The 26,465-nt window shown below is 49.7% G+C and carries 24 protein-coding genes; all 24 read left to right on the top strand.

Annotated features, from left to right (window positions below):
• The first annotated feature begins 362 nt into the window (after positions 1–362).
• The 24 genes from AC0YNV_RS08970 (at position 363) to pduL (ending at position 26,327) form a co-directional block, all read left to right on the top strand.
• Positions 363–2,042 carry a ribonuclease J gene (locus tag AC0YNV_RS08970; RefSeq protein ID WP_210041099.1) on the top strand — a complete coding sequence of 560 codons (1,680 nt, stop codon included), beginning with the start codon at positions 363–365 and terminating at the stop codon, positions 2,040–2,042.
• A gap of 241 nt (positions 2,043–2,283) precedes the next feature.
• Positions 2,284–3,030 carry a ClpP family protease gene (locus AC0YNV_RS08965; RefSeq protein WP_475767673.1) on the top strand — a complete coding sequence of 249 codons (747 nt, stop codon included), beginning with the start codon at positions 2,284–2,286 and terminating at the stop codon, positions 3,028–3,030.
• Positions 3,027–3,251, top strand: a complete 225-nt coding sequence (locus tag AC0YNV_RS08960) for a YlzJ-like family protein (protein WP_210041097.1) — start codon at positions 3,027–3,029, stop codon at positions 3,249–3,251. Before AC0YNV_RS08965 ends, AC0YNV_RS08960 begins: the two co-directional genes overlap by 4 nt.
• Positions 3,252–3,382: 131 nt before the next feature.
• Entirely contained in the window at positions 3,383–6,028 is a 2,646-nt protein-coding gene (locus AC0YNV_RS08955; RefSeq protein ID WP_475767671.1) for an FtsK/SpoIIIE family DNA translocase, read from the top strand.
• Positions 6,029–6,122: 94 nt separating this feature from the next.
• Complete coding sequence (gene sleB / locus AC0YNV_RS08950; protein WP_475767670.1) at positions 6,123–6,905, top strand: spore cortex-lytic enzyme; 783 nt, start codon at positions 6,123–6,125, stop codon at positions 6,903–6,905.
• A gap of 140 nt (positions 6,906–7,045) precedes the next feature.
• On the top strand, positions 7,046–8,326 hold the full coding sequence (gene yfmF, locus AC0YNV_RS08945; protein ID WP_475767668.1) for an EF-P 5-aminopentanol modification-associated protein YfmF: 1,281 nt from the start codon (positions 7,046–7,048) through the stop codon (positions 8,324–8,326).
• A gap of 4 nt (positions 8,327–8,330) precedes the next feature.
• Positions 8,331–9,617: an EF-P 5-aminopentanol modification-associated protein YfmH gene (yfmH, locus tag AC0YNV_RS08940; protein ID WP_475767666.1), complete on the top strand. Its 1,287-nt coding sequence runs from the start codon at positions 8,331–8,333 to the stop codon at positions 9,615–9,617.
• A 14-nt stretch (positions 9,618–9,631) separates the two neighbouring features.
• Positions 9,632–10,363, top strand: coding sequence for an elongation factor P 5-aminopentanone reductase (gene ymfI / locus AC0YNV_RS08935; RefSeq protein ID WP_475768398.1), 732 nt, complete (start codon positions 9,632–9,634; stop codon positions 10,361–10,363).
• Positions 10,364–10,522: 159 nt separating this feature from the next.
• Entirely contained in the window at positions 10,523–10,774 is a 252-nt protein-coding gene (locus tag AC0YNV_RS08930; RefSeq protein ID WP_210041089.1) for a DUF3243 domain-containing protein, read from the top strand.
• 139 nt (positions 10,775–10,913) lie between these two features.
• Complete coding sequence (locus AC0YNV_RS08925; protein WP_379112710.1) at positions 10,914–11,678, top strand: DUF3388 domain-containing protein; 765 nt, start codon at positions 10,914–10,916, stop codon at positions 11,676–11,678.
• A gap of 18 nt (positions 11,679–11,696) precedes the next feature.
• A complete protein-coding gene (locus tag AC0YNV_RS08920) occupies positions 11,697–12,665 on the top strand; it encodes a RodZ domain-containing protein (RefSeq protein WP_475767663.1) in 969 nt (322 codons plus the stop codon).
• Between the two features lie 117 nt (positions 12,666–12,782).
• Positions 12,783–13,274 carry a YajQ family cyclic di-GMP-binding protein gene (locus tag AC0YNV_RS08915; protein ID WP_475767662.1) on the top strand — a complete coding sequence of 164 codons (492 nt, stop codon included), beginning with the start codon at positions 12,783–12,785 and terminating at the stop codon, positions 13,272–13,274.
• Positions 13,275–13,415: 141 nt separating this feature from the next.
• Positions 13,416–14,741 carry a 30S ribosomal protein S12 methylthiotransferase RimO gene (gene rimO / locus AC0YNV_RS08910; RefSeq protein WP_210042192.1) on the top strand — a complete coding sequence of 442 codons (1,326 nt, stop codon included), beginning with the start codon at positions 13,416–13,418 and terminating at the stop codon, positions 14,739–14,741.
• 2 nt (positions 14,742–14,743) lie between these two features.
• Positions 14,744–15,322: a CDP-diacylglycerol--glycerol-3-phosphate 3-phosphatidyltransferase gene (gene pgsA, locus AC0YNV_RS08905; protein ID WP_210041083.1), complete on the top strand. Its 579-nt coding sequence runs from the start codon at positions 14,744–14,746 to the stop codon at positions 15,320–15,322.
• Between the two features lie 82 nt (positions 15,323–15,404).
• Complete coding sequence (locus tag AC0YNV_RS08900) at positions 15,405–16,667, top strand: competence/damage-inducible protein A (RefSeq protein WP_475767660.1); 1,263 nt, start codon at positions 15,405–15,407, stop codon at positions 16,665–16,667.
• Between the two features lie 205 nt (positions 16,668–16,872).
• Entirely contained in the window at positions 16,873–17,931 is a 1,059-nt protein-coding gene (gene recA, locus AC0YNV_RS08895; protein ID WP_475767659.1) for a recombinase RecA, read from the top strand.
• 145 nt (positions 17,932–18,076) lie between these two features.
• A complete protein-coding gene (locus tag AC0YNV_RS08890) occupies positions 18,077–18,805 on the top strand; it encodes a RecX family transcriptional regulator (protein WP_475767657.1) in 729 nt (242 codons plus the stop codon).
• A 177-nt stretch (positions 18,806–18,982) separates the two neighbouring features.
• A complete protein-coding gene (gene rny / locus AC0YNV_RS08885; protein WP_210041075.1) occupies positions 18,983–20,524 on the top strand; it encodes a ribonuclease Y in 1,542 nt (513 codons plus the stop codon).
• 73 nt (positions 20,525–20,597) lie between these two features.
• Complete coding sequence (locus AC0YNV_RS08880; protein WP_210041073.1) at positions 20,598–21,392, top strand: TIGR00282 family metallophosphoesterase; 795 nt, start codon at positions 20,598–20,600, stop codon at positions 21,390–21,392.
• A 150-nt stretch (positions 21,393–21,542) separates the two neighbouring features.
• Positions 21,543–21,809: a stage V sporulation protein S gene (locus AC0YNV_RS08875; protein ID WP_188992461.1), complete on the top strand. Its 267-nt coding sequence runs from the start codon at positions 21,543–21,545 to the stop codon at positions 21,807–21,809.
• 93 nt (positions 21,810–21,902) lie between these two features.
• On the top strand, positions 21,903–22,850 hold the full coding sequence (locus AC0YNV_RS08870; protein WP_475767654.1) for a dipeptidase: 948 nt from the start codon (positions 21,903–21,905) through the stop codon (positions 22,848–22,850).
• Between the two features lie 201 nt (positions 22,851–23,051).
• Entirely contained in the window at positions 23,052–24,785 is a 1,734-nt protein-coding gene (locus AC0YNV_RS08865) for a 2-oxoacid:acceptor oxidoreductase subunit alpha (protein ID WP_475767652.1), read from the top strand.
• Positions 24,786–24,787: 2 nt separating this feature from the next.
• Complete coding sequence (locus tag AC0YNV_RS08860; RefSeq protein WP_210041063.1) at positions 24,788–25,654, top strand: 2-oxoacid:ferredoxin oxidoreductase subunit beta; 867 nt, start codon at positions 24,788–24,790, stop codon at positions 25,652–25,654.
• A gap of 103 nt (positions 25,655–25,757) precedes the next feature.
• Positions 25,758–26,327 (top strand): phosphate propanoyltransferase, encoded by a 570-nt coding sequence (pduL, locus tag AC0YNV_RS08855; RefSeq protein WP_475767650.1) that lies wholly within the window; start codon positions 25,758–25,760, stop codon positions 26,325–26,327.
• Positions 26,328–26,465: the final 138 nt, after the last annotated feature.

Raw genomic sequence — 26,465 nt, 5'->3', positions numbered from 1 at the left:
TGCGGCAAATAATAATGAATCCTTTCCCTTGTTTTGAGCGGCATACAACAGCATAAGACACGGCTTCCTTGATAGAATGATGCGAATCTGATCAGGCAGGCTGATGTCCGCTTCTATCAGGCATTTTGCAATCGGAAGCATTCCATGTCCCGCCCAAGCATGAAGCTGGGTCACCGGACATTGTTTTGCTTTGCTTATTCACTTAAGTTTTATAAGTTTCATTAACATTTGACCATGGTTACGAAGATTTTCTTCGTAAAAAATATAACATGCTAACGAAGCGACTTTATTTCGTGAGGGTGATTGATTCTACACTTATGAATTTGGTTTTACTTCGTAAAAATTAGGAGGTACGGATACAATTGTCAAAGAAAAACAGCCAAGATAAGCTGCTCATATTTGCTTTGGGCGGCGTCGGCGAAATCGGAAAAAATATGTATGTCGTTCAGTATGGGAACGATATTGTCGTAGTCGATGCAGGTTTGAAATTCCCGGAAGAAGATATGCTCGGTATTGATATCGTGATTCCGGATATTACGTATTTAACGGAAAATAAGGACAAGGTACGGGCTATTCTTATCACGCACGGACATGAGGATCATATTGGCGGACTGCCTTATGTATTGAAGCATCTGAATGTTCCTGTTTATGCCACGAAGCTGACACTCGGATTGATTGAAGGCAAGTTGAAAGAGGCAGGTCTGCTTGGCGAAACGAAACGGATTCTGATTAATGCCGATTCCGAAATCCAGCTCGGCACGATCAAGGCATCATTCTTCAAAACCAATCACAGTATTCCGGATTCGGTTGGTGTTTGTCTCGATACGCCGGAAGGCACGATTGTCCACACTGGCGATTTCAAATTCGACCACACGCCGGTTAATAATCAATATGCGGATCTTCAGCGTATTGCGGACATTGGCCGGCGGGGCGTACTCGCTCTATTGTCGGACAGTACGAATGCGGAACGCGCAGGGTTTACACCCTCGGAGAGCATGATCGGTCCTTCTCTTGAAGATATTTTCCGCAAAGCTACACAGCGTGTAGTTATTGCAACCTTTGCTTCCAACGTGCACCGGATTCAACAGGTTATTAACGCCGCTATGGCTACGAAACGCAAAATCGTTGTCGTTGGCCGCAGTATGGTGAACGTGGTGTCTATTGCTTCTGAATTGGGTTATTTAACCATTCCGGAAGGCATGCTGATCGAGCCTGAAGAAATCAACAAGATGGCGGCTGACCGCGTCGTTGTGCTCTCCACAGGAAGTCAAGGCGAGCCCATGTCGGCTCTAACGCGTATGGCTCGTTCTACGCATCGCAAAGTGGACATCCTGCCGGGAGATACGGTTATTATTGCAGCTACGCCTATTCCAGGGAATGAGCGTTATGTGGGACGCACGGTGGACGAGCTTTTCCGCTTGGGCGCCAATGTTATTTACGGTCCGGGATCTGTTTCCGGCGTTCACGTATCCGGTCACGGAAGTCAGGAAGAATTGAAGCTGATGCTCAATCTGATCCGTCCAAAATATTTTATTCCGATCCATGGCGAGTACCGGATGCTTCGTCAGCATTCCCTGCTTGCAGAGGCGGTTGGCATCGAACGGGAGAACATTTTCATTATCGACAACGGGGATACGATCGATGTGCAGGGTGGAGTAGCACGCAAAGGCAGCAAAGTACCTGCCGGTAATGTGTTGATTGATGGTTTGGGTGTCGGCGATGTTGGAAATATCGTGCTTCGTGACCGTAAATTGCTTTCGCAGGATGGTATCCTCGTGGTAGTGGTTACGCTCAGCAAACAAGACGGCGCTATTTTATCCGGTCCGGATATCATTTCCCGCGGTTTTGTGTATGTGCGTGAATCCGAAGGGCTGCTTGAGGAAGCGAACCGCATCGTGACTTCGACCCTGCATAAATTAATGAATGATAAGGTGAACGAATGGGCTTCACTGAAAACCAATGTGAAGGATGCGCTCGGCCGTTTCTTATACGAACAGACGCGCCGCCGTCCAATGATTTTGCCTATTATCATGGAAGTATAATGATTTTCAGCCAAGAGTGATAAAACATGCAAAACGGTTTTCTCCTGCCCGGTTCATTCCGGGTGGGAGTAAACCGTTTTTTGTTATACATAAAATTTGTCTCACGAACGCGGCAATGGGACGTTCCAGGCTGTCAATTCCGTATAAACCGTATAATAATTCTCTGTCCTTCCATACTATGCAGAGCACATGAAAGAACAGGATTGATTCCTGGCGAATAGGCATAAGGAGGAAAAATCACATGCGGGAAATTGAAGTGCTTCAAAAATCGGAACAGCCGGATCCTGAAGGCGGCGACCGGAAAATGGTGAATCCTACGCTGGAAACGCTGCAGCAGTTGGGACAGACGACGATACCCACAACAGAATCTAATGTATTCTGCATGACCATCATTGGGCAGGTTGAAGGGCATATGGTGCTCCCTCCACAAAATAAAACGACCAAATATGAGCATATTATTCCACAACTGGTGGCGGCGGAGCAGAATCCAAAAATCGAAGGCCTGATCATCGTGCTGAATACGGTGGGCGGGGATGTTGAGGCCGGTCTTGCCATTGCCGAGATGATTTCCTCGTTGACGAAGCCGACCGTTACCCTTGTTCTGGGCGGCGGCCATTCCATTGGCGTACCCATTGCCGTAGCGGGAATGAAGTCATTTATCGCCGAGACCGCGACGATGACCATCCATCCCATCCGGATGAACGGCATGTTTATCGGAGTACCGCAAACCTTTGAATATTTGGAGAAAATGCAGGAGCGGGTGGTACGGTATGTAACTTCACACTCGAACATAAGCACCGAGATGTTCAAAGAACTGATGTTCAAGACCGGGGAGCTTAACCGCGATATCGGGACAACCGTAATTGGGGTGGATGCGGTCAAGTATGGATTGATCGATGCGGTCGGCGGGATTGGAGTGGCACTGCGCGAGCTGGATGGTTTTATTGCGGAACGCAAGAGAATAGGGCCGGGAGGGCTGACGCAATGACGCTGTACACGACGATGCCGCTGGAGCTTGTCCTAGATGGAATGGATGAACAGCCTGGTCCATATGTGGACATCACCATAGGCAATGTAAGAATGCAAATTGAGCCGATCTCACCGGGGATCGGTAAAATCGTCCGGCTGCTCGAGTGTCCATTGGACGCTTATTTGCAGCCGCAGTATTCACCGGGCACGGTTATTTTATTTGGCTCCCGCTCCTCCTGAAACAGCTGTTTTTCTCATAGTAAAGCTTCGGGGTGGGGTTATGAGCAGTTGGCAGCTCTACCCTGGATTGGAGATTAGTAGCGGCATCCAGAGGCCTCGTATGGTATAATGGCAACCAGAGGTGACTGAAGTTGGCGAAAAAAAAGCGAAGAAGAAAGAGCTCGATTGGGACGAGCCTAAAATATGAGGTTTATGGTATTTTGTTGATTACGGTGTCCGTCATCGCGCTTTCGGGTGAAGCTACGGTAGGACGTTCATTGTCCAAACTGTTTGGACTGATGCTTGGAAAGTTTTACTTTGCCCTGGCTCTTGTAGGCATTTACGTTGGTCTGACCGTTATGATCAAACGTACCTGGCCATCCGGCTGGTCCACCCGCAAGACCGGGATTTTGCTGCTGGTGCTGGCATTTACGCTGATGAGCTCGATTACGGTAATGGATCAGAAAACAGAGCCTACCGGGGGGTTGACTTCCGGTTACATATTAAGTCAATTAGGCGGCGATATTCGTGCTTCGTTAATTGATACTCCTGTCCTGGATGACGGCAGCGTGGCGCCGAGAGCAATCAGCGGCGGTTATGCAGGGGCAATTCAGTATACGCTGCTTTATTGGTTATTTGGTTATTTTGGCGCCAAATTCATTATGATCGTCATGTTTGCCATTTCTATTATGTTGATGACAGGCCGGTCCTATGTGGATTTGATGAAAGCCCTGCGCGTCCGGGGCGGACGTTTCTGGTCGCTAATGCGGGCGAAGCTGGTTGCCAGACGATCAGCGCAGCTTGCAGCAGCTCCGGCAAGAGGGGGCAAGGGCGCAGCCCCTATTATTCAGGATGATGATTTGGAAGATGATGAGGATGATCTTTATCAGCCGCGTCCCCGGGCGGCAAAGAGGAGAATACCCTTTTTCTCCTGGTTTAACGAAACATCGGATCCCGAGGAGCACTCAAGCAGCGACAAAGACGATTGGCAGATGGATGACGACCATTTGGTTCAGCCTGCCGGAAGCAGCCGCAGCAGAGTACCGCAGTGGGATGACGATGATGAAGAGGGCAGCGCTGAATGGCAGGCTTATAATGCCGGTAAAGGCAGTCCGGCAGTGGTGCCGGAGGTTTTTGATCCTGCAGGCGAAATCGAGCTTCCTCCTGCAATAGACAGCAGCAGGGGACTGATCGATAATACGGCTTTCCAAGGAGAAGATCTGGAACCGCATCTTGTCGATGGGGAAGAAATAGATGATGCATTTACCAGCATCTCTTCCCCAAGCTCGCCGCCTGTAAGTCCGGCAATTGAAACTGGCGAACTGGCAGAGGGCTCCGCCGCTGTAAATCCTGTTCCCCGTGTGCCTGCCGTCAAGCCTTATCAGCTGCCGTCACTTTCGCTGTTGACCAAGCCGAGCGGCAGCGGCAGAGCGGGGGAAGCTGCGGATGCGAATGACTCCCGCCGGAAACTGGAAGCTACGCTTGAGAGTTTTGGGGTGCGGGCGAAGGTTTTGGATGTTGTGCGTGGTCCGGCCGTAACCCGATATGAGGTACAGCCCGCGACAGGCGTCAAAGTAAGCCGGATAGTCGGACTGACCGATGATATCGCCCTCGCGCTGGCTGCCAAGGATATCAGAATGGAAGCGCCTATTCCAGGCAAATCCGCCATTGGCATCGAGGTGCCCAACACCGAGGTATCCGTCGTCACGATGCGCGAGGTTATGGAGATGCCTGCATTCTTGAATGCGCCTTCGAAGCTGTCCATCGCCTTCGGAAGGGATATTTCCGGCCAGACGATTGTGGGAAATCTTGCGAAAATGCCCCATCTTCTCGTCGCCGGGGCGACAGGCTCGGGTAAATCCGTTTGCATTAACGGTATCATTACCAGCATTCTATACAAGGCGCGGCCGGATGAAGTCAAGTTTCTGATGGTTGATCCGAAGATGGTTGAGCTTAATGTGTACAACGGCATTCCCCACCTGCTGGCGCCTGTTGTCACCGATCCGAGACGGGCGTCGCTCGCTTTGAAGAAGATCGTGGTGGAGATGGAGAAACGCTATGAGCTGTTTTCCAAATCGGGCACGCGCAATATAGAAGGCTATAATAATCTGATGGCGGAGAATCCATCCGCGGTTCTGCCTTATATTGTCGTCATCGTGGATGAATTAGCCGATTTGATGATGGTCGCCGCCAATGACGTCGAGGATGCGATCTGCCGTCTAGCCCAAATGGCCCGTGCCGCCGGCATCCATCTGATTATCGCGACACAGCGCCCGTCCGTTGATGTCATCACCGGACTGATCAAGGCGAATATACCATCCCGGATCGCCTTTGGCGTTTCCTCGCAGGTCGATTCCCGTACGATTCTGGATATGGTTGGGGCGGAAAAGCTTCTGGGACGCGGGGATATGCTTTTCCTGCCTGTTGGAATGTCCAAGCCCATCCGGGTGCAGGGGGCTTTCCTTTCCGACCAGGAGGTGGAAGCCGTGGTAAACTATTCGCGCGGCCAAGCCGAAGCGGAGTATACGAATGATCTGGTACCCGAAGTGGATGATTCCATGCCGGAAGCGGATGAGCAGATGGATGAGCTGTATGATCAGGCTGTCCGTATTGTTCTTGAAGCCAAGCAGGCATCCGTATCCCTGCTTCAGAGACGCATGCGAGTAGGCTATACGCGCGCGGCCCGGCTTATTGACCAAATGGAGGCCCGCAGCATTATAGGACCTTATGAAGGCAGCAAACCGCGTGAGGTTCTGCTGACAGTGGATCAGTATGATGCAGGAAAGATTAGCTCGTAAGTCAAATTCGTGCATAGAAGGCAATCCGATTTCTCATACTAGGAATAAGCTTCGCTTGCTTTTAGAATCCGCAAGAGAAAGGCAGATTCCAAAGATGAGAAATCGATTAATAATGGTGACCGTCGTCATCGTTCTTCTGTTGTTCGGCGCGTTCACGCTTAAGCATGGCAACAGCGGGAAAACCGCTGAAACTTTCAGCAGCGCCACGTTAAAGCCCGGATCATCCGGAAAAGATGTCAGTGAACTGCAGGGCCGTCTGAAGTATTTGGGATTTTTTAATGGCAAGGTGGATGGCCAGTTCGGGTCCACGACGAAAAATGCCGTCACGTGGTTTCAATGGAAATTCGGAATGAAATCCGACGGCGTTGTCGGGGCAAAAACCAAGCTGAAGCTTTGGGAGGCTACAAAGAGCTGGAAGCCAACCGCCGCGGACGCTCCGGCGCCTGCATCAGGCGGAGATGGCGGGAATACGGGTTCCTCGGGCGGAGGATCCAATGAAACGAAGTCCTCGAAGCTGGGACTATCCGCAAATGATTTGAAACTGATGGCCAACGCCGTATATGGAGAATCCCGCGGTGAGCCGTACGTCGGTCAGGTTGCCGTTGCCGCTGTTATTCTAAACCGTGTCAAATCGCCAAGCTTTCCGAATTCGATATCGGGCGTAATTTTTCAGCCGGGGGCATTCACGGCAGTTGCGGATGGACAAATCTGGCTGACTCCCAACGAGAGCGCCACAAAAGCCGTCAATGACGCCATTAACGGCTGGGATCCTTCAGGGGGCTGTACCTATTATTTCAACCCTGAGACGGCGACATCCAAATGGATATGGTCCCGTCCGCAGGTCAAAACGATTGGCAAACATATTTTCTGCATGTGATGCATGTTCACCCGAAGCAGCCCGTTTATGAACGCGGGTTGCTTCTTCCATTTCTCATCAGTTAGAATGGAATAGAGCTTTGAAAAATGGAATAGATTGACTTAGGAATAAGAAACTATTAGCGGAAGGGGACGCGAGGCGTGACCAAATCTGCATTTGAACGAGGACAGCTTAACCGTATACGTTTGCACGTCTTACCGACACAACGATTCAAGACATTCTCCATTTCGCTTTATATGGGGTCTCCCTTAACGGAAGCAACAGTGACAGCCAACGCATTGATACCATTCGTGCTGCGGCGCGGCACCGCTTCTACACCCGAGACCATCGCATTCCGCGAACGTTTGGATGAGCTTTATGGCGCGGGTTTCGGATTCGACGTGTACAAGCGTGGAGATTCGCAAATCATCCAGTTCCGGATGGATGTTATCAATGACCGGTTTGTTTCTTCCGAGCAGCCGCTTCTGGCTTCCTCGCTTAAATTTCTTGGTGAGGTGCTGACTGCACCGGCAGTGGAGAATGGATATTTTCGCGATAAATACGTCCAGGCCGAGAAAGAGACGCTGCGCAAACGTCTGGAAGCGATCATTAACGATAAAATCCGTTACGCAGCGGAGCGCTGTCTGGAGGAAATGTGCCGCGACGAGCCTTACCGCCTTCATCCGCTTGGCCAAATGGCCGATATTGATGCCATAACGCCGCAAAGTTTAACAGAGAGATATCAATCCTTATTATCCGAAGCTGCTTTCGATTTGTATGTGGTTGGGGATACGACGCTTGAAGAAGTCAAATCGCTTGTAGCAGAAGCTTTCCAGACAGGTTCAGGGACACCGTCGTCTTACACGATGCCGCCTGTTGCGCGTAAGGTTGCCGATGTGCGAACCGTCATTGAGCGGATGGATGTCAGTCAAGGCAAGCTCAATATGGGCCTGCGGATCAATACCTCGTACGGTGATGAGGATTACCCTGCAGCGCTGATGTATAACGGGATACTGGGCGGTTATCCGCATTCCAAGCTGTTCCTGAATGTCAGGGAAAAAGCAAGCCTGGCCTATTATGCGGCTTCCCGTCTGGATGGGCATAAAGGCATCTGCACCATACAATCCGGTATTGAAATCGATAATTTCGACAAAGCGACCGCTATCATTGAGGAGCAGCTGGCGAGCATGCGAACCGGTACCTACAGCGATCTGGAAATGAATCAGACCAAGGCGATGATTGCCAATCACCTTCGTGAGCTGCAGGACTCCGCCAATGAGATGATTGGGTTCGATTTCAATGCAATTTTAACCGGGCGTGAGCGTTCTGCAGATGAACTGATGCGCCAGGTGCAGGCGGTAACTGCCGGGCAGATTGCGGCTATTGCCCAAAAAACAGAGCTGGATACGATATATTTCCTGCGCGACGGGAAGGAGGACTAAGCCTGTGGAAACATTAGCTTATCCAGGCGTTCAAGAAACGATATACCGGGAAGTTCTGCCGAACGGGCTGGAGGTTGTTATTTTACCGAAAGCAGGCTTCAGCAAAACCTACGCCACATTTTCAACGCGTTATGGTTCGGTAGACAACCGCTTTTCAGTTGGCGGAGAGGAGCCGGTGTCCGTACCGGATGGAATTGCCCATTTTCTTGAGCATAAAATGTTCGAGGAGCCAACGGGCGATGTGTTTGCCACATTCGCTTCCCAGGGAGCGTCGGCCAATGCGTATACCAGCTTTGACCGTACGGTGTACTTGTTCTCCGCAACGGAGCAGATTGAGGCGAATCTGGAAACGCTGGTGAATTTCGTACAGAACCCTTATTTTACCGATGAAAATGTGGAGAAGGAAAAAGGCATCATCGAGCAGGAAATCAACATGTACCGCGATAATGCGGACTGGCGTGTTTATTTTGGACTGATCGACGCCTTGTACAACAATCATCCGATTCACATCGATATCGCCGGAACGGCGGAATCCATCGGAAAGATTGACAAGGAGACCCTTTACCGCTGCTATGAAACCTTTTACCATCCATCCAACATGTTTTTGTTCATTGTTGGAGGAGTTGATCCAGGCAAGGTGATGGAGCTTGTACGTAATAATCAGGCGCGGAAATCCTTCGAGCCGCAGGGGGCGATCAACCGCTTTTTTGATCCCGAGCCTTCATCCGTCAAGAATGCACGCAAAACAGCTGTGCTGCCCGTATCCATGCCAAAATGCATGATCGGTTTTAAAGAGGATCCCAAGCCGCTGGATCCGGCCGGACTTCTCCGCAAAGAGCTGATAACCAAATTGATGCTGGATGCGCTGCTCAGTTCCAGCTCTCCGATTTATAACACACTGTATGACGATAAATTGATTTCCGATTCCTTCGGTCATGAATATAACAGCAGCGAGGATTATGCTTTCTCAGTGATCGGCGGAGAGACCCCGGACCCTGACGAGCTGCTGGCGCGGCTCAAGGCAGCGATTGAAGCAGCACGTGCTAGCGGTCTTCAGGAAAGTGCTTTCGAACGGACACGTCGCAAAAAGATCGGTGGCTATCTCCGCATGCTGAATTCTCCCGAAGCGATTGCCGGAGAATTTACGCGTTATCGGTTCCGCGGCGCCGATTTGTTCAAGCTGGTGCCTATTTATGAGAGCATTACTTTAGAGGAAGTCAACGAACGGCTGCGTGAGCATTTCAACTGGGACCGCATGGCAGTTTCGATCGTGGCCAAAGCTCCACTTTGAAAACATTAAATGAGATGACGGTGCTCGTGACCGGGGGAAGCCGCGGGATTGGCGCGGCAGTGTCGCGTCGCTTTGCCAAGGAAGGCATGAATGTCGTGATCCATTACAATGAAGCTCATGAGGCGGCCAATGAAACAGCCAGAAGCTGCATGCTTCTTGGTGCGGCTAATGTGACCACCGTCTCGGCTGATCTGCGCTCAAAGGAGAATTTGCTGCGGATGCAGGAGAAGCTGGATGCTCGCGGCATGATACCGGATATCCTCGTCAACAATGCTGGTATTTCCCATAATGGGATGCTTGCCGATGTGTCGGAAGAAGAATGGGACGACGTGATGGCGGTTAATTTAAAAGGCATGTTTTTATGTACCCAGCTTTTTATGCCCGCTATGGTAACCCAGCGTTTTGGGCGCATTATTAATGTGTCTTCGATTTGGGGGTTATCGGGAGCGTCGTGCGAGGTGCTGTATTCCACAACCAAAGGCGGTATGAATGCATTTACGAAGGCGCTGGCCAAGGAGCTTGCGCCTTCCGGCGTGACCGTTAATGCAGTCGCTCCGGGCGCTGTCAATACAGTGATGCTCGATAACCTGGAGGCTGAAGAGATTTCGGCGCTGGAGATGGAAATCCCGGCGGGAAGACTTGGACAACCTGATGAAATTGCCTCTCTGGTCTATTTTCTGGCCCTGCCCGAATCGGCGTATATTACAGGGCAGATCATCAGTCCCAACGGCGGATGGCTCACTTGACCAACTTGGAATTAACTTTGAGTTCAAGGGGTCATATGGCGAATTTTCAAGGAATCGAAACTTTATGGCGGTTAAATTCGTCGTATAAGAAAGAACCTTTGCGCGCAAAATACGTTATGTTGCCGGATAACGGTTAACACGCAGAGGAGGCGTCAACACATGTCAAACGTCCTTTCTAATTTCGACACATGGAAAAAGTTCTTGGCCGGTCGGGTGGAGCAGGGAAAGAAAATCGGTTTGAGCGAGGAATCCATTTCGGATCTTGCTTATGAAATCGGGGCTTTCCTTGGCGAGAAGGTCGATCCCAAGAATGAGCAGGAGCAGGCGCTCAAAGAAATTTGGGAAGTCGGCAATGAAGAAGAACGCAAAACCATCGCCGGGCTGATGGTCAAGCTTGTACAAAGATCGTAAGCAGATTGCTTGCGGAAGAGCCTCCCTTGAAGGGGGCTTTTCTGCAATCTTTTATAGATGTGTTGCAGGAATATGGCGAATATTGTAGAATAATCTTTCTTGAACGATTGAACTTATTTCCTCGAATGAGGTGTCAAATTTGGAAGTTAAACAATGGTATATGGAATATAAAATACATAAAAACCGACCGGGACTTTTGGGGGATATCGCTTCATTGCTTGGTATGCTGGAAGTCAATATTGTCACGATTAATGGGGTAGAAAATAGGACGCGAGGCATGCTGCTGCAGACGAATGATGAAGAGAAGATCGAAATTCTTGGCAGAATGCTGCAAAAGGTCGACAATATCACCGTGCTGAAGCTCAGAGAACCTAAGTTGGTTGATATATTGGCTGTACGTCATGGCCGTTATATTGAACGTGATTCGGATGACCGCAAAACATTCCGGTTTACAAGAGACGAGCTTGGGCTGCTGGTGGATTTTCTGGGTGAAGTGTTCAAGCGTGACGGCAATCAAATCATCGGGCTTCGCGGCATGCCGCGGGTAGGCAAAACGGAGTCTATCATTGCGGGCAGTGTATGCTCCAATAAACGATGGACATTCGTTTCTTCAACCTTGCTACGTCAGACTGTCCGCAGCCAATTGTCCGAGGAAGAAATGAATCCGAATAATATTTTTATTATCGATGGAATCGTCAGCACGGTGCGTTCCAATGAGAAACATCATGCTCTTCTTCAGGAGATCATGGCTATGCCCTCAACGAAGGTAATTGAACATCCGGATATGTTTATTAAAGAGTCGGAATATGATTACAGCGCTTTTGATTATATTATCGAACTGCGCAATACACCGGATGAAGAGATTTCATACGATTTGTTTACATCCGGATTTCATGAATTTTAAGAATAGGAGGTGTGGTCAATGTCGGATTTGGGCGCTTTACTCCGCAAGGCGCGTGAGCAGCGCGGGCTGTCATTGGATGATATTCAGGATTTGACAAAGATTCGCAAGCATTACCTGGAAGCTATTGAAGAAGGAAATTATTCCGTATTGCCGGGGACATTCTACGTGCGCGCTTTTGTAAAAAATTATGCCGAAAATGTTGGTCTTGATGCTGAAGAAGTGCTGCGCTTATATCAAAGGGAAATTCCATCGGCAGCTCCAGAGCAAATTGCCGAACCTGTACAGCGGCCGCGCCGCGCCCAAACCCAAGCCTCCGACCGCTGGAGCCGGTTTGGGTTCCGCGTTCTCATGTGGTCCTTTCTGCTGCTTATTGTTGTGGTTGTGTACATTTTCGCTATCAACCGACCCGGCGGGGACGGTACTGAATCTGTTGATCAAACAGGAATGACAGACAAAACCGAGCCGCCAGTTACGGGAGGCGCTGCCGATCCATCGGGGACGACCAACACGAACGAGCCTGATCAAACCACGGACCAGGGAAATGGTACGAATACGGGCACTGATGAGTCAACTCCGAATAACACTCCAGAAACACCTGATAAGATTGCGCTGACATTAGACCGTTCTTCCGGAAAAACCGATTATTTCTTCTACTCTCCGAGCGCAGGAACGCACACTGTGACCTTCAAGCTCACAGGAGGAGGCAGTTGGGTGGGAATTAATCAGAACAGCGTATCGGGCAAAAGCCTTTACCAGAAAACCCTTCAGGATGGGGAGACCGGCTCAGCCGAAGTTGAGGGTAAAATTTATATCAATATCGCCCATGCCAACATCGTCGAGGTGACGATTGACGGCGTTCTGATCGATGATAAGGATCAAACCGGATCTCACAAAATGCTGTTAACCCCTGCTGATGATTCCGGTGAAAACGGGCAATCGCAGGATATAGCAGAGGGAACACAGGATGGCAGCCAGGAAAGTGAATAAATCAGATTGAAGACATCCAATCCTTGTGGACTTCCAGGATGGATGTCTTTTCTTATACATAAGGATCGGTTATAATACGGTTCAAGTAATAATTGGAAAAAGGAGCTGCTTACGAAAATGAGTTCGGAAAGTGCATTCGATATTGTTTCAAAGGTGGATATGCAGGAATTAGCCAATGCGATCAACCAGGCAGAGAAAGAGATTGAGACTCGATTTGATTTCAAAGGAAGCAAAAGCAAAATTTCGCTTGAGAAAGAAGACATCATACTTGTCTCCGACGATGAATACAAGCTAAAGAGCGTCATTGATATTTTGCAATCCAAAATGATCAAACGCGGCGTGCCCATCAAAAACATGGATTTTGGCAAAGTAGAATCCGCTTCCGCCTCTTCGGTCAGGCAGCGGGTTAAATTGCGACAGGGGATTGAGCAGGATATTTCAAAAAAAATCAATATCCTTATCCGGGATTCCAAACTGAAGGTGAAAAGCCAGATACAGGGAGATCAAATCCGGGTTACCGGCAAAAGCCGCGATGATTTACAGGCTGTAATGGCGCTGCTCCGCGGTGCGGATTTGCAAATAGAATTGCAATTCACAAACTACCGATAACTTTTTTTGCTGTGAACGTGGATGAAGTCCTCTTTAACGCCTGAGAGCGCGTGGGAAAGGACTTTTTCCTGTTTTGACACGCCTTGGGCCTTGTATTATACTTGTTGAGATAGCTTTTCGGAGGAATCTGGGGGATACATGATGACGGAACGAGTGAAAGTTGTAACATTAGGTTGTGAAAAGAATTTGGTCGATTCAGAGATTATGTCTGGATTAATCGATGAACGAGGTTATCAGCTTGTCGATCAGGCTGATGAAGCTACTGTAATTATTGTCAATACATGCGGTTTTATTGACGCGGCCAAGGAAGAATCGGTTAATACGATTCTGGATATGGCGGAGTTCAAGCAGACGGGCCGGCTGAAGGCGCTTATCGTTTCCGGGTGTTTGACTCAGCGTTATAAGAAGCAGTTGATGGAAGAGATGCCGGAAATAGACGGCATCGTTGGAACGGGTGATTTTCATCACATTACCGATATCGTTGATGAGGCACTCCGCGGGAAGAGACCGGTCAAGGTAGGCAATCCTGCTTTTGACTATGACCAGAAGCTTCCTCGTCTGGTAACCACTCCCCGTTATACCGCTTATGTGAAAATCGCGGAAGGCTGCGATAATGCTTGCACATTCTGCTCGATACCGATTATGCGGGGCAAGTTCCGCAGCCGGTCTATCGAATCCATTGTAAACGAAGTTCAGATGCTTGCAGATCAAGGCGTGAAGGAAGTCAGCTTGATTGCACAGGATTCAACGAACTACGGAACGGATTTGTATGACAAATTCATGCTTCCGGAGCTTCTTAATCGTGTCAGCGAAGTGGAAGGCATTGCTTGGGTCCGGCTTCATTACGCCTATCCGGGATTTTTCACGGATGAGCTGATTGATACGATTGCATCCAATTCAAAGGTTTGCAACTATATTGATATGCCTTTGCAGCATAGTGAGGATTCCATCCTGAAACGGATGCGCAGACCTGGCCGGCAGCGTGATACAAGGGAGCTCGTAGCCAAAATCCGCTCCAGAATTCCGGATGTCGCCCTGCGTACTTCAATTATCGTTGGTTTTCCAGGGGAAACCGAAGAAGACTTTAACCGCCTATGCGATTTTGTCCGGGAAATGAAATTTGACCGGCTGGGTGTGTTCTCCTACTCAAGCGAGGAAGATACGCCGGCTGTCCGGCTTCCGGATCATGTGCCAAGCGAAGTGATCGAGTGGCGAGCCAATACTCTGATGGAAATCCAGCGGCAGGTATCCAAGGACATCAGCGGCAAATACGTTGGCAATGATATTGAAGTGCTAGTTGAGCGCTACGATGGCCGCAGCGATGTCTACGTGGGTCGTTCGCCTTATGATGCGCCGGAAATTGACGGTGAAGTTTTTATTTCCAACTGCACGGCTGGAATTGGCGAAATTCAAAGAGTGCGCATAACGCATGCCTATGAATTTGATATGTCCGGGGAGGGGCTATAATCGTGAATTTAGCCAACCGGATCACATTGATTCGCATATTTTTAGTCCCGATTATTATGTTTTTGCTGCTCATCAATGTGGATTTAAAGCCGCTTAGCTTTGATGACTTCTCGATAACCTGGAATCAGATCTTGGCTGCATTGATATTTATCGTTGCGGCCAGTACGGATGGACTAGACGGTTATATCGCACGCAAGAACAAAATCGTGACTAACCTGGGCAAGCTGCTTGATCCATTAGCCGATAAGCTCCTTGTGGCGGCGGTGCTTATTTCGCTTGTCGAAATGGATAAGCTGGATGCCTGGATTGCAATTGTGATCATAAGCCGCGAATTTGCGGTGACCGGGCTTCGCCAAATTGCGCTGCTGGAGGGCAAGGTGCTGGCGGCGAGTACGTGGGGCAAGTGGAAAACAGCCGTGCAAATTACGATGATCATCGATTTGCTGCTGAATAATTTTCCGTTTACGTTTCTCGATTTCCGATTCGATCTTATTTCAAGCTGGGCTGCTGCCCTTATTACGGTCTATTCGGGAATTGATTATTTCATCAAAAATAAAAATCTTATTCCGCTTACGGAGTAGGACAATTTGTTTGTAAAGCATCATTCTCTGTCATTACAGGGGAATGGTGCTTTTCATTACCTAATGGAATGGAGCGGTTTATATGCGCGCTGAAATTATAGCAGTCGGAACGGAACTATTGCTGGGTCAAACGGTGAACACCAATGCCACATATATTTCAACAGGCCTTGCCGAGCTGGGAATCGATGTCTATTTTCAGACGGTAGTAGGGGATAATGCCGTCCGTATTGTGCAGGCGGTCGAGATTGCCCGCACCCGGGCCGATCTGATTGTATTTACGGGCGGACTTGGACCGACCCAGGATGACCTGACCAAGGACGCGCTCGCCGGTTACTTGAACCGTGGAATTTCGATTCATCAGCCGTCCATGGTGAAAATTGAGAATCTGTTCACTTCGCGCGGCATGCATATGGTGGAAAGCAACCGCAGGCAGGCGAATCAGATTGAAGGCAGCGATCCGCTCGTGAATGACGCCGGTCTTGCTGTAGGCAACGCTTTGATTGTCGAGGGTACTCATTATGTGCTGCTGCCAGGGCCGCCCCGGGAAATGAAGCCGATGTTTGACGGTCCGGCCAAAGCCTGGCTGCGAAGCGTAATGGGCGAGGAACGCAGGCTCTTCTCCCGTCTGCTGAAATTTGCCGGCATTGGAGAATCCAGTCTGGAGCAGGCGATTATTGATTTGATCGAGGTCCAGTCCGACCCTACAATTGCCCCGTATGCCAAAGAAGGTGAGGTAGCCATCCGACTTTCCACCAAGGCGCTCTCCTTGCATGAGGCGGATTCCAGACTGGATCAGGCGGAGCTGCAGATAAAGGAGCGTGTTGGCCAATATTTGTTTGCGAACGAGGATATTCCCCTCGAGGAAGCGGTCATACGCCTGCTTAGAGTAACGGGACGCAAATTTGCCAGTGCCGAAAGTCTTACAGGAGGGCTGTTGGCTGAGCTTGTGACCACCCTGCCGGGAAGCAGCGGCGAATTCGTCGGTGGCGTCGTTACCTACACCAACGAGATGAAGCATCAACTGCTGGGCATCCCGTTGTCCCAGCTGGAAGGAGCAGGCGCGCCTGGCGCCATATCTGAATCAACGGCAGCACTTATGGCGGAGCGGGTGCGCGATTTAACGGATTGCGACTTCGGCTTGTCGCTCACCGGGGTTGCAGGCCCGAGTGAAGCTGAAGGCAAGCCTGTCGGTCTGGTTTATTTTGGCATTGCCGAGCGCGGCAAACCGACAATTGTGCATAAGGCGCAGCTGAGCGGAACGCGCGATATTATAAGAGTGAGATCGGTGAAGTCGCTCCTGTACAGGTTCTGGCAGCTGCTGTCTGCCGAACAGCCGGGCAGATGATGATTTATTGCTTGTCAGAATACGGAAAATGAAATATAATCGTCATTAGTTGACGGAAGAACCGTGGCGAAGATCACTTTGCTGCGGTTCTTTTTTTCATTCATCGGCCGATGAAAAAAATAAGAATATATGTTCGTAAAAACTATTGTCATTAGAGGAGAAACAAGGTATCATTACATTATAAATAATGAAGGATGTGAACGCGTTGTCAGATCGTCGCGCTGCGCTTGAAACGACATTACGTCAAATAGAGAAACAATTCGGGAAAGGCTCCGTCATGAAACTCGGGGAGTCGAATCATATGAAAGTGGAAACAGTATCCACTGGTTCCCTTGCCCTGGATATTGCTCTTGGTATCGGCGGCTTGCCCAAAGGCCGGATTATTGAAGTGTACGGACCGGAATCCTCCGGTAAGACGACAGTAGCTCTTCACGCCATAGCTGAGGTACAGCGTGTGGGTGGACAAGCCGCTTTCATCGATGCGGAGCATGCTCTTGATCCGCTGTATGCCAGCAAGCTTGGCGTTAATATCGATGAATTGCTGCTCTCCCAGCCCGATACCGGTGAGCAGGGACTCGAAATCGCTGAGGCGCTCGTCCGCAGCGGCGCAGTGGATATTGTTGTTATTGACTCGGTTGCGGCACTTGTGCCCAAAGCCGAGATCGAGGGTGAAATGGGAGATTCCCATGTCGGCCTGCAGGCGCGATTGATGTCGCAAGCATTGCGTAAGCTGTCAGGCGCCATCAGCAAATCCAAGACGATCGCGATTTTCATCAATCAGCTGCGTGAGAAAATTGGCGTTATGTTTGGTAATCCAGAGACGACCCCTGGTGGACGCGCATTGAAATTCTACTCCACAATTCGACTTGATGTGCGCCGGATCGAATCCATCAAGCAGGGTAATGACATTGTCGGCAACCGAACCCGTATCAAGGTCGTTAAGAACAAGGTAGCCCCGCCTTTTAAACAGGCTGAGATTGATATCATGTATGGCGAAGGCATCTCCAAGGAAGGCAGCATTGTCGATATCGGCGTTGAGATGGATATTGTACAGAAGAGCGGAGCCTGGTTCTCGTATAACGGAGAACGTTTGGGACAAGGCCGGGAGAATGCCAAGCAGTTCCTGAAGGATCACCCTGATACTTCAACAGTAATCGAGAATCAAATTCGGGAAGCAAGCCATTTGTCAGCCGCCGCGCTCACAGCTTCTGCCGTGGATGATGAGGACGAGGACGAGCTGGATCTTGATCTCGAGTTGGAATAACTATTTACCCTTGGCTATGAATAGATTCGGAAGAGCACCTTCGCGGGTGCTTTTCTGCATGATATAGAACATGAACTTATTTATTTGATGCCATTCATTTTAGGGAGAAGCTCAAGGGAAATGGCAGGGAAGGAGCAGCCATAAGATGAAGGATGATGAACGGGTGCAAGATGAGCAAGAAGAGCAGGAAGAACAAACCGAGGCAGGTATGATGCTTATAACCGCTATTGAACAGGAGCGCAAGGACAAGCGGCGTTACCATTTGTATATGGATGGCAGTGATGAGCCCTTTACCTCTGTTCACGAAGATTTAATTGTCACGCACAGGCTTTTGAAGGGGAGGCAGATTGATCCGCATGAGCTGAAACAGATTGTGGAGAAGGACAATGATCATCGTGCTTATATTTTGGGATTGATTTATTTGGGGCCAAGGCCCCGCACCGAGAAGGAAATCTCGCGTTATCTCTCTGGCAAAGGGCTTGATGAATCCGCAATCGGCAAAGCTCTGGCGAGATTGCAAGGCGAGAGGCTGATCGATGATATCTCCTATGCCAATCAGTTTGCCGAGCAGCGAATGCGAAGCCAATTAAAGGGAAGACGACTGCTGCAGCAGGAGCTGACGCATCGCGGCATAGCCAGCGGTACAGCTAAGGAGGCCGCTCAGGGACTCGATTCGCAGATGGAGACCGAGGTTGCAATACGCGCAGCCAAGAAGAAATGGCCTTATGTCAAAGGGGAAATCCGGGACCGAAAACGGAAACTGATGGCATTTCTGCTGCGCAGAGGATTCCCGAGCGCGGTGGTTAAACAGGCCGTTAACGAGGCATGCCGGTCCGATGAAGACGACGAAAACGGGCATACCCTTGACAATTGATTTTCACAAAAGATAAAATGAGTGTGTATTCCTTCTTCCAGAGTCGATTTTTCTTCCAAAAATTGATTCGAAACGATTTATTTCGTCAAAATGCTATGTATGGATCGGGTTAAAAACCGGCTGGAAAACAAAATAGTCCCAAGCGTTTGCTTTGGTGAGCAACGAGGAGGTGAGAAGATGCCAGATTGGATTTGGATCCTGATCGCTCTCGTTGTTGGTGTGATTTTCTTTGGTATCGGGTATTTTATTCGAAAGTCAATCGCCGAGGCCAAGATTTCTAGCGCCGAGCAAGCCGCAAGTCAGATCGTTGACAGTGCGCGTAAAGAAGCAGAAGCGCTCAAGAAAGAAACAGTGGTCGAAGCGAAAGACGAAGTCCACAAGCTCCGTACCGAGGCAGAGAGAGATATTCGCGAACGTCGCAATGAGGTACAGCGTCTTGAAAGACGGCTTGTTCAAAAGGAAGAGTCGTTGGATAAAAAGATAGAAACGCTGGAGCGCAAAGAAGAACAAGTAGCCAACAAAGAGAAACGGATCGAGGAGACGCAAGAACAGATCGATTCTCTCTACAAGCAGCAGCTTAGTGAGCTTGAGCGTATTTCGAACTTGACGATGGATGAGGCCAAACAGATCATCCTGAACAATGTCGAATTGGAAGTTCGTCATGAAACAGCGCAAATGATTAAAGAAATTGAACAACAAGCAAAAGAGGAAGCCGATAAGAAAGCCCGCAATATCATTTCGCTTGCGATTCAACGCTGCGCAGCAGATCATGTGGCGGAAACAACTGTATCCGTCGTTACACTGCCTAATGAAGAAATGAAAGGCCGCATTATCGGGCGTGAAGGCCGCAATATTCGTGCCCTGGAAACGTTGACCGGTATCGATCTCATAATTGACGATACACCGGAAGCGGTCATCTTGTCCGGATTTGATCCAATACGACGCGAGATTGCCCGGACATCGCTTGAGAAGCTGGTTGCAGATGGACGAATCCATCCAGCCCGCATCGAAGAGATGGTCGAGAAATCGCGTAAGGAAGTGGATGAACGAATCCGCGAATACGGGGAGCAGGCTACCTTTGAGGTTGGCGTGCATGGCTTACATCCGGACTTGATCAAAATTTTGGGCCGATTGAAATATCGGACGAGTTATGGTCAAAACGTATTGAAGCATTCCATGGAAGTCGCCTATTTGACAGGACTTATGGCAGCGGAGCTAGGGGAAGATATCACGCTCGCCAAACGTTCCGGATTGCTTCATGACATCGGTAAAGCACTCGATCATGAAGTGGAAGGCTCTCATGTGGAAATTGGCGTTGAGCTGGCCAAGAAATATAAGGAACATCCCGTTGTTATCAACAGTATTGCATCCCATCACGGCGATTGTGAAGCGACATCGGTTATTGCGATGCTGGTTGGAGCTGCAGATGCTCTGTCCGCTGCAAGACCGGGAGCAAGACGTGAAACGCTCGAAACGTACATCAAGCGTCTGGAGAAGCTTGAGGGCATCTCGGAATCGTTTGAAGGCGTTGAGAAGTCGTATGCTATACAAGCAGGACGCGAGGTTCGCGTCATGGTTCAACCGGACAAGATTGATGATACCGAAGCATTCCGCTTGGCGCGTGATATTACGAAGAAAATTGAGAGTGAGCTCGATTATCCGGGTCATATCAAAGTGACAGTCATTCGCGAAACGCGTGCAGTCGAGTATGCCAAATAACAAAATCAGAAAGAAACTGGAAAAGTGGCTGCTTGTCGGCCACTTTTCTAGTCTATATAAGCGAGGTTATGAGATGAACGTCTTATTTATCGGTGATATCGTCGGCAGCGTCGGCCGCACTGCGGTCAAAAAAATACTGCCGTCGCTCAAGAGCAAATATAATCCCCATATCATCATCGCAAATGGTGAGAATGCAGCAGCAGGAAGAGGAATCACAGCCGCGATTGTTAAGGAATTATTGGATGCAGGCGTTCATGGCATCACCATGGGGAACCATACATGGGACAACAAAGATATATTTGAATGGATCGATGATCAACCGCGTATCATCCGTCCCGCCAATTTTGCTGATGAGGCTCCTGGCAAAGGGGCAGCGATTATAAAAGCGAATGGCAAGGAGCTCGCGATTATTAATCTTCAAGGCCGGGCCTTCCTGCCTCCGATTGATTGTCCATTCCGCAAGGCGGATGAACTGGTGGATCAGATGCGAGCGGAAACCAAATGCATTCTCGTAGATTTTCATGCGGAAGCGACTTCGGAGAAAATTGCCATGGGCTGGTATCTGGATGGCAGAGCTTCTTTTGTTGTAGGTACACATACCCATGTACAAACCAATGATGATAGGATTTTGCCTGGGGGCACTGCATATTTAACCGATGTCGGCATGGTGGGCTCCAAGGAAGGCGTTCTCGGTATGGAACGTGAAGCGGTTATTTACAAATTCAAGACGCAGCTTCCGACCCGGTTCGTAGTGGATGAAGGAGACTGGCATTTTCATGCGGCCCTGATTGATATCGATGAATCTACCGGGCAAGCGAAGCGGATTCAGAAAATACGCATGACCGAGACAGACTTGGCCATGATGTAATCATAGCGGCTTCCAATATGAAGCATTGAAAATTCTCATAATTCAGAACATTTTGTAAAGTGTTCGCCAATAAAGAAGGAATTTTATTGCCTCTCTCGAATACTATTTAAATAGTGGTATCCATCCATCATTCCCGAGGAGGTACTTTACATGGACGTAAATGTATTAAAAGTTTCAGCAAAGTCCAATCCTAATTCCGTTGCAGGGGCGTTGGCGGGTGTACTGCGTGAGCGCGGAGCGGCCGAACTGCAAGCCATCGGGGCTGGTGCTTTGAACCAGGCGGTAAAAGCGGTTGCTATTGCCCGTGGATTTGTGGCTCCCAGCGGGGTGGATCTGATCTGCATTCCGGCTTTTACAGACATCGTCATTGATGGAGAAGATCGTACGGCAATCAAGCTTATTGTGGAGCCGCGATAAGGATACTGCCTAAATATTCAATTTGAAACCTGTTTACGGCGTAGACAGGTTTTTTTGCATGCAAATATGGGAAAGCTTGGGAGGAAAGGTTATATGAAAATGATACCCACCGTTGATTTTCATTGCGATGTGCTGTGGAAGCTGCTTGAAAATGACCGGTTGTCCTTCATAGATAACCCCGATTTGATGCTCGATGTGTCATTGCCAAGATTGCAGCAGGCGGATTCGATCCTCCAAATCTTTGCTATCTATATCTCCGAGCGCAGCGAGAAAACAATGGTTCCAATTCTGCGAAGCATCGATTTGTTTCATCAAAAGGTGCTCGCGGCACCCGGTATGCGCTTCGTGCGCTCTCCGGAAGATGTGCGGAATTTGCGCAAGGACGGGGCAATCGGCGCTATGCTTTCACTCGAAGGCGCAGATGGACTGCAGGGAGATATGGCAATGCTGCGCATCCTGTTTGAGCTTGGCGTCCGCGCGGCGGGTCTGACCTGGAATAATGCCAACTGGGGGGCTGACGGTGTCATGGAGCCCAGGCAGGGGGGGCTAACGGCCAAAGGCAGAGAGTTTGTGGCGGAATGCAACCGATTAGGCATACTGCTGGATGCTTCGCATTTGAGCGAGCGCTCTTTTTGGGATGTGGTGGATGCTTCAGGCAGACCCATTATTGCTTCCCATTCCAACTCCAGGGAGATTTGTAACCATCCTCGCAATTTGTCGGATGATCAGATAAGAGCTCTTATTGCGGTGGACGGATTGATCGGTATAACTTTTGTGCCGCAGTTCGTGCGTGAAGGCGGCCGCGCTGATATGAATGATGTCCTGCGGCATGTGGAGCGGATATGCGGTCTGGGGGGCGGAAAGCAATTGGTTTTTGGTTCCGATTTTGATGGTATCGATACCCATGTGGCGGGCCTATCGAATCCCGGGGAGCTGGTGAATTTGAAAGAAACGCTGCTGAAACAGTATAATGCAGAGCAAGTTCAAGATTTTTTTGCTGAAAATGCGCTTCGTTTCTTAACGAAACATCTGCCTGCCTGAATAATTATTCGCCATTCGATCTCTTTCCGGTATGGATTCCATCGAAAAGAGTTATATTAGAAAATAGCGTTTACATCTTGCTTTTTAGTACCTGTCATCATACTATTTATGAGACTCTATATAATTTCCATGAACATACAGCATGTATTTCGTTATAATTTGTCGAGAAAGAACGTTCATCAAAAAGAGGAGATGGGCATTTTGATCAGTCAATTGTCTTGGAAGATCGGTGGACAACAAGGGGAAGGCGTTGAAAGTACGGACCGTATTTTCTCTACGGCGCTCAACCGACTTGGCTACTACTTGTACGGGTATCGTCACTTTTCTTCCCGTATTAAGGGCGGGCATACGAATAACAAAATTCGGATCAGCACGAATCCGATTCGGGCGATATCCGATGATTTGGACATTCTGGTCGCGTTCGACCAAGAAAGCATCGATTTGAACGCACATGAACTTCGTGCAGGCGGCGTAGTCGTAGCTGACGCAAAATTCAGTCCCGTTCTGCCGGAGGGTACCAACGCCCGTTTGTTTCCTGTTCCAATCACATCGATTGCAGAGGATCTTGGCACCTCCCTTATGAAAAATATGGTGGCGTCCGGCGCATCCTGGGCGCTTCTTGGTCTGCCTATCGATGTATTTAATAAAGCGGTGGAAGAGGAGTTCGGACGCAAAGGTCCGGCGATCGTCGAGAAGAACGTGGAGGCTGTCAAGCGCGGCTCGGATTTTGTACTGGATCTGGCCGGTGGTCCGCTGGAGGAATTCCAGCTTGAGCCTGCAGACGGCAAGCAAAAGCTGTTCATGATCGGCAATGAAGGAATCGGACTCGGCGCTTTGGCCGGCGGATGCCGCTTGATGGCCGCTTACCCGATTACCCCCGCTTCGGAAATTATGGAATATTTGATCAAAAAGCTGCCCAAGCTCGGCGGGACTGTTGTCCAAACCGAGGATGAGATTGCAGCAGTAACGATGGCGATCGGAGCCAATTACGCAGGTGTGCGTACAATGACCGCTTCCGCGGGACCTGGCCTGTCGTTGATGATGGAGGCCATCGGCCTTGCGGGCATGACCGAGACGCCGCTCGTTATCGTGGATACCCAGCGCGGCGGACCTTCAACTGGGCTGCCTACGAAACAGGAGCAATCCGACTTGAACGCCATGGTTTACGGAACGCATGGGGAAATTCCGAAGATTGTCATTGCTCCAGCTTCGATAGAGGACTGCTTCTATGACACTATTGAATCCTTCAACTTATCCGAGGAATATCAGGTTCCGGTCATTCTGATGACGGACCTGCAGCTTTCGCTGGGTAAGCAATCCTGCGAGACGCTTGATCTGGACAAAGTGAAAATCAGCCGCGGGAAGCTTACCCGAGACCTGCCGGAGCTTGAAACCAATCAGTTGTTCAAGCGTTACGAGCTGACGGAAGATGGCGTTTCACCGCGCGTTATTCCAGGCGACAAGAATGGTATCCATCACGTGACAGGCGTTGAGCATGACGAGACCGGGCGTCCATCCGAGAGCGCCGTCAACCGCAAGAAAATGATGGACAAACGACTTTCGAAGCTTGACAATATGCTGATCCGCGATGCGGTCCGGGCTGATGCTCCACATGAGGAAGCAGATCTGCTTGTCATTGGAATGGGTTCCACCGGCGGAACGATAGACGAAGCGCGCACCCGACTGGATAAGGATGGACATACAATCAATCACATTACTATTCGCCAAATCCATCCATTCCCTACCGATCTGGTAAACTCGTACATGCAGAGCGCGAAAAAAGTGGTTGTGCTTGAGAATAACGCGACAGCGCAGCTTGCTTCCCAAGTGAAGCTGCACGTCGGTCAAGCCGAAAAAATACACAGCCTGCTGAAATATGACGGCAATCCGTTCCTGCCTTCCGAAGTTTACAAAGCTTGTAAGGAGTTGGTCTAGAGATGGCGACATTCAAAGAGTTCCGTAATAACGTAAAGCCTAACTGGTGTCCCGGCTGCGGCGACTTCTCCGTACAAGCGGCGATTCAGCGTGCGGCAGCGAATGTGGGCCTGGAGCCTGAAAAATTGGCAGTCGTTTCCGGCATCGGCTGTTCCGGCCGGATTTCCGGTTATATCAATGCCTATGGGCTGCATGGGATCCATGGCCGGTCGCTCCCGATCGCTCAGGGTGTGAAGCTTGCCAACCGCGAGCTGACCGTTATTGCCTCAGGCGGCGACGGGGACGGCTTTGCGATTGGTATGGGACATACCGTGCATGCCATTCGCCGCAACCTGGACATTACGTATATTGTTATGGATAACCAAATATACGGTTTGACAAAGGGGCAAACTTCCCCGCGCAGCGCGGAAGGCTTCAAAACCAAGTCAACGCCTGAAGGATCGATCGAGTCGACGCTGTCCCCACTTGAAATTGCAATGTCGGCAGGAGCAACATTCGTAGCCCAATCATTCTCGAGCGATTTGAAGCAGCTGACTGCATTGATAGAAGCAGGCCTAAATCACAAAGGCTTCTCGCTGATCAACGTATTCAGCCCTTGCGTAACGTTCAATAAAGTCAACACCTACGACTGGTTTAAAGAGAATATCGTCAATCTGGAACAGTTTCCTGAATATGATTCTTCCAACCGGATGCTGGCGATGAACAAAATCATGGAGACCGGCGGCATGCTGACCGGCCTTATATACCAGAATAAAGAGCGGAAAGCCTACGATGACCTGATTGTCGGCTTCAAAGAAGAAGGCTTGGCCAACCAGGATCTGACGCTGCCGCAGGATCAATTCGAGAAATTGCTTGCCGAGTTCAAATAAGACGGCGCGGCAGCTTAATGAAGGCATACAACCCACTCGGGCTGTATGCCTTTTATACAAGATAAGCGAATCAATACTTTTTAGATGAATAGGAGAATTCAGCATGAGGACAGTACCTGTAGGTGTTTCCGCCCGGCATATTCATTTATCTCCAGAAGATTTGGTCTTGTTATTCGGCGAGGGTGCCGCTCTTACCGAGTTTAAACCATTGTCACAACCCGGCCAATATGCGGCAAACGAAACTGTTGAGGTCATCGGACCAAAAGGCAGCTTCCCGAAGGTCCGCATACTTGGACCGGTACGCAGGCGAACCCAGCTGGAAGTGTCGCGTACGGACGCTTTCGCTCTCGGAGTGAATCCGCCGGTACGGGAATCGGGCAATATTGCCGGATCTGCCGGTATTGTAATTAAAGGTCCGGCGGGGGAAGTGAAGATAGAAGAAGGCGTTATAGTAGCCGCCAGACATATTCATTTTCACACAAGCGATGCCGAGCGTTATGGAATAACGGACAAGCAGCGGTTATCCGTGCGACTGCACGGCGAAAGAGGCCTTGTGCTTGACCAGGTGATCGCCCGCGTATCACCGGACTATGCGTTGGATATGCATATTGATACGGATGAAGCCAATGCGGCCGGGGCAAAGACAGGAGATCAGGCGGAAATCATCGGATAAGAAGACTGATGATGGTACGTGAGGGCCCGAATGCGGGTCCTCATTTTTCTTTATAAACAGACGGCAGTTTGATATAATCAGGGAATGGACCGATACAATCAAGCAATTGGTGCACGTATATTGGAAGGAAGTGAAACA

The sequence above is a fragment of the Paenibacillus sp. JT31N11 genome (genome assembly GCF_056269285.1).
The sequence above is the reverse complement of the archived record's forward strand: the minus strand, read 5'-3'. Positions and strand labels throughout refer to the sequence as shown.

Coding starts and splice junctions, on each gene's coding strand:
- AC0YNV_RS08965 (WP_475767673.1), top strand. CDS start 2,284: ATGCGGGAAATTGAAGTGCTTCAAAAATCGGAACAGCCGGATCCTGAA.
- AC0YNV_RS08960 (WP_210041097.1), top strand. CDS start 3,027: ATGACGCTGTACACGACGATGCCGCTGGAGCTTGTCCTAGATGGAATG.
- sleB (WP_475767670.1), top strand. CDS start 6,123: ATGAGAAATCGATTAATAATGGTGACCGTCGTCATCGTTCTTCTGTTG.
- ymfI (WP_475768398.1), top strand. CDS start 9,632: ATGACGGTGCTCGTGACCGGGGGAAGCCGCGGGATTGGCGCGGCAGTG.
- AC0YNV_RS08930 (WP_210041089.1), top strand. CDS start 10,523: ATGTCAAACGTCCTTTCTAATTTCGACACATGGAAAAAGTTCTTGGCC.
- AC0YNV_RS08920 (WP_475767663.1), top strand. CDS start 11,697: ATGTCGGATTTGGGCGCTTTACTCCGCAAGGCGCGTGAGCAGCGCGGG.
- AC0YNV_RS08915 (WP_475767662.1), top strand. CDS start 12,783: ATGAGTTCGGAAAGTGCATTCGATATTGTTTCAAAGGTGGATATGCAG.
- rimO (WP_210042192.1), top strand. CDS start 13,416: ATGACGGAACGAGTGAAAGTTGTAACATTAGGTTGTGAAAAGAATTTG.
- AC0YNV_RS08900 (WP_475767660.1), top strand. CDS start 15,405: ATGCGCGCTGAAATTATAGCAGTCGGAACGGAACTATTGCTGGGTCAA.
- AC0YNV_RS08890 (WP_475767657.1), top strand. CDS start 18,077: ATGAAGGATGATGAACGGGTGCAAGATGAGCAAGAAGAGCAGGAAGAA.
- rny (WP_210041075.1), top strand. CDS start 18,983: ATGCCAGATTGGATTTGGATCCTGATCGCTCTCGTTGTTGGTGTGATT.
- AC0YNV_RS08880 (WP_210041073.1), top strand. CDS start 20,598: ATGAACGTCTTATTTATCGGTGATATCGTCGGCAGCGTCGGCCGCACT.
- AC0YNV_RS08875 (WP_188992461.1), top strand. CDS start 21,543: ATGGACGTAAATGTATTAAAAGTTTCAGCAAAGTCCAATCCTAATTCC.
- AC0YNV_RS08870 (WP_475767654.1), top strand. CDS start 21,903: ATGAAAATGATACCCACCGTTGATTTTCATTGCGATGTGCTGTGGAAG.
- AC0YNV_RS08860 (WP_210041063.1), top strand. CDS start 24,788: ATGGCGACATTCAAAGAGTTCCGTAATAACGTAAAGCCTAACTGGTGT.
- pduL (WP_475767650.1), top strand. CDS start 25,758: ATGAGGACAGTACCTGTAGGTGTTTCCGCCCGGCATATTCATTTATCT.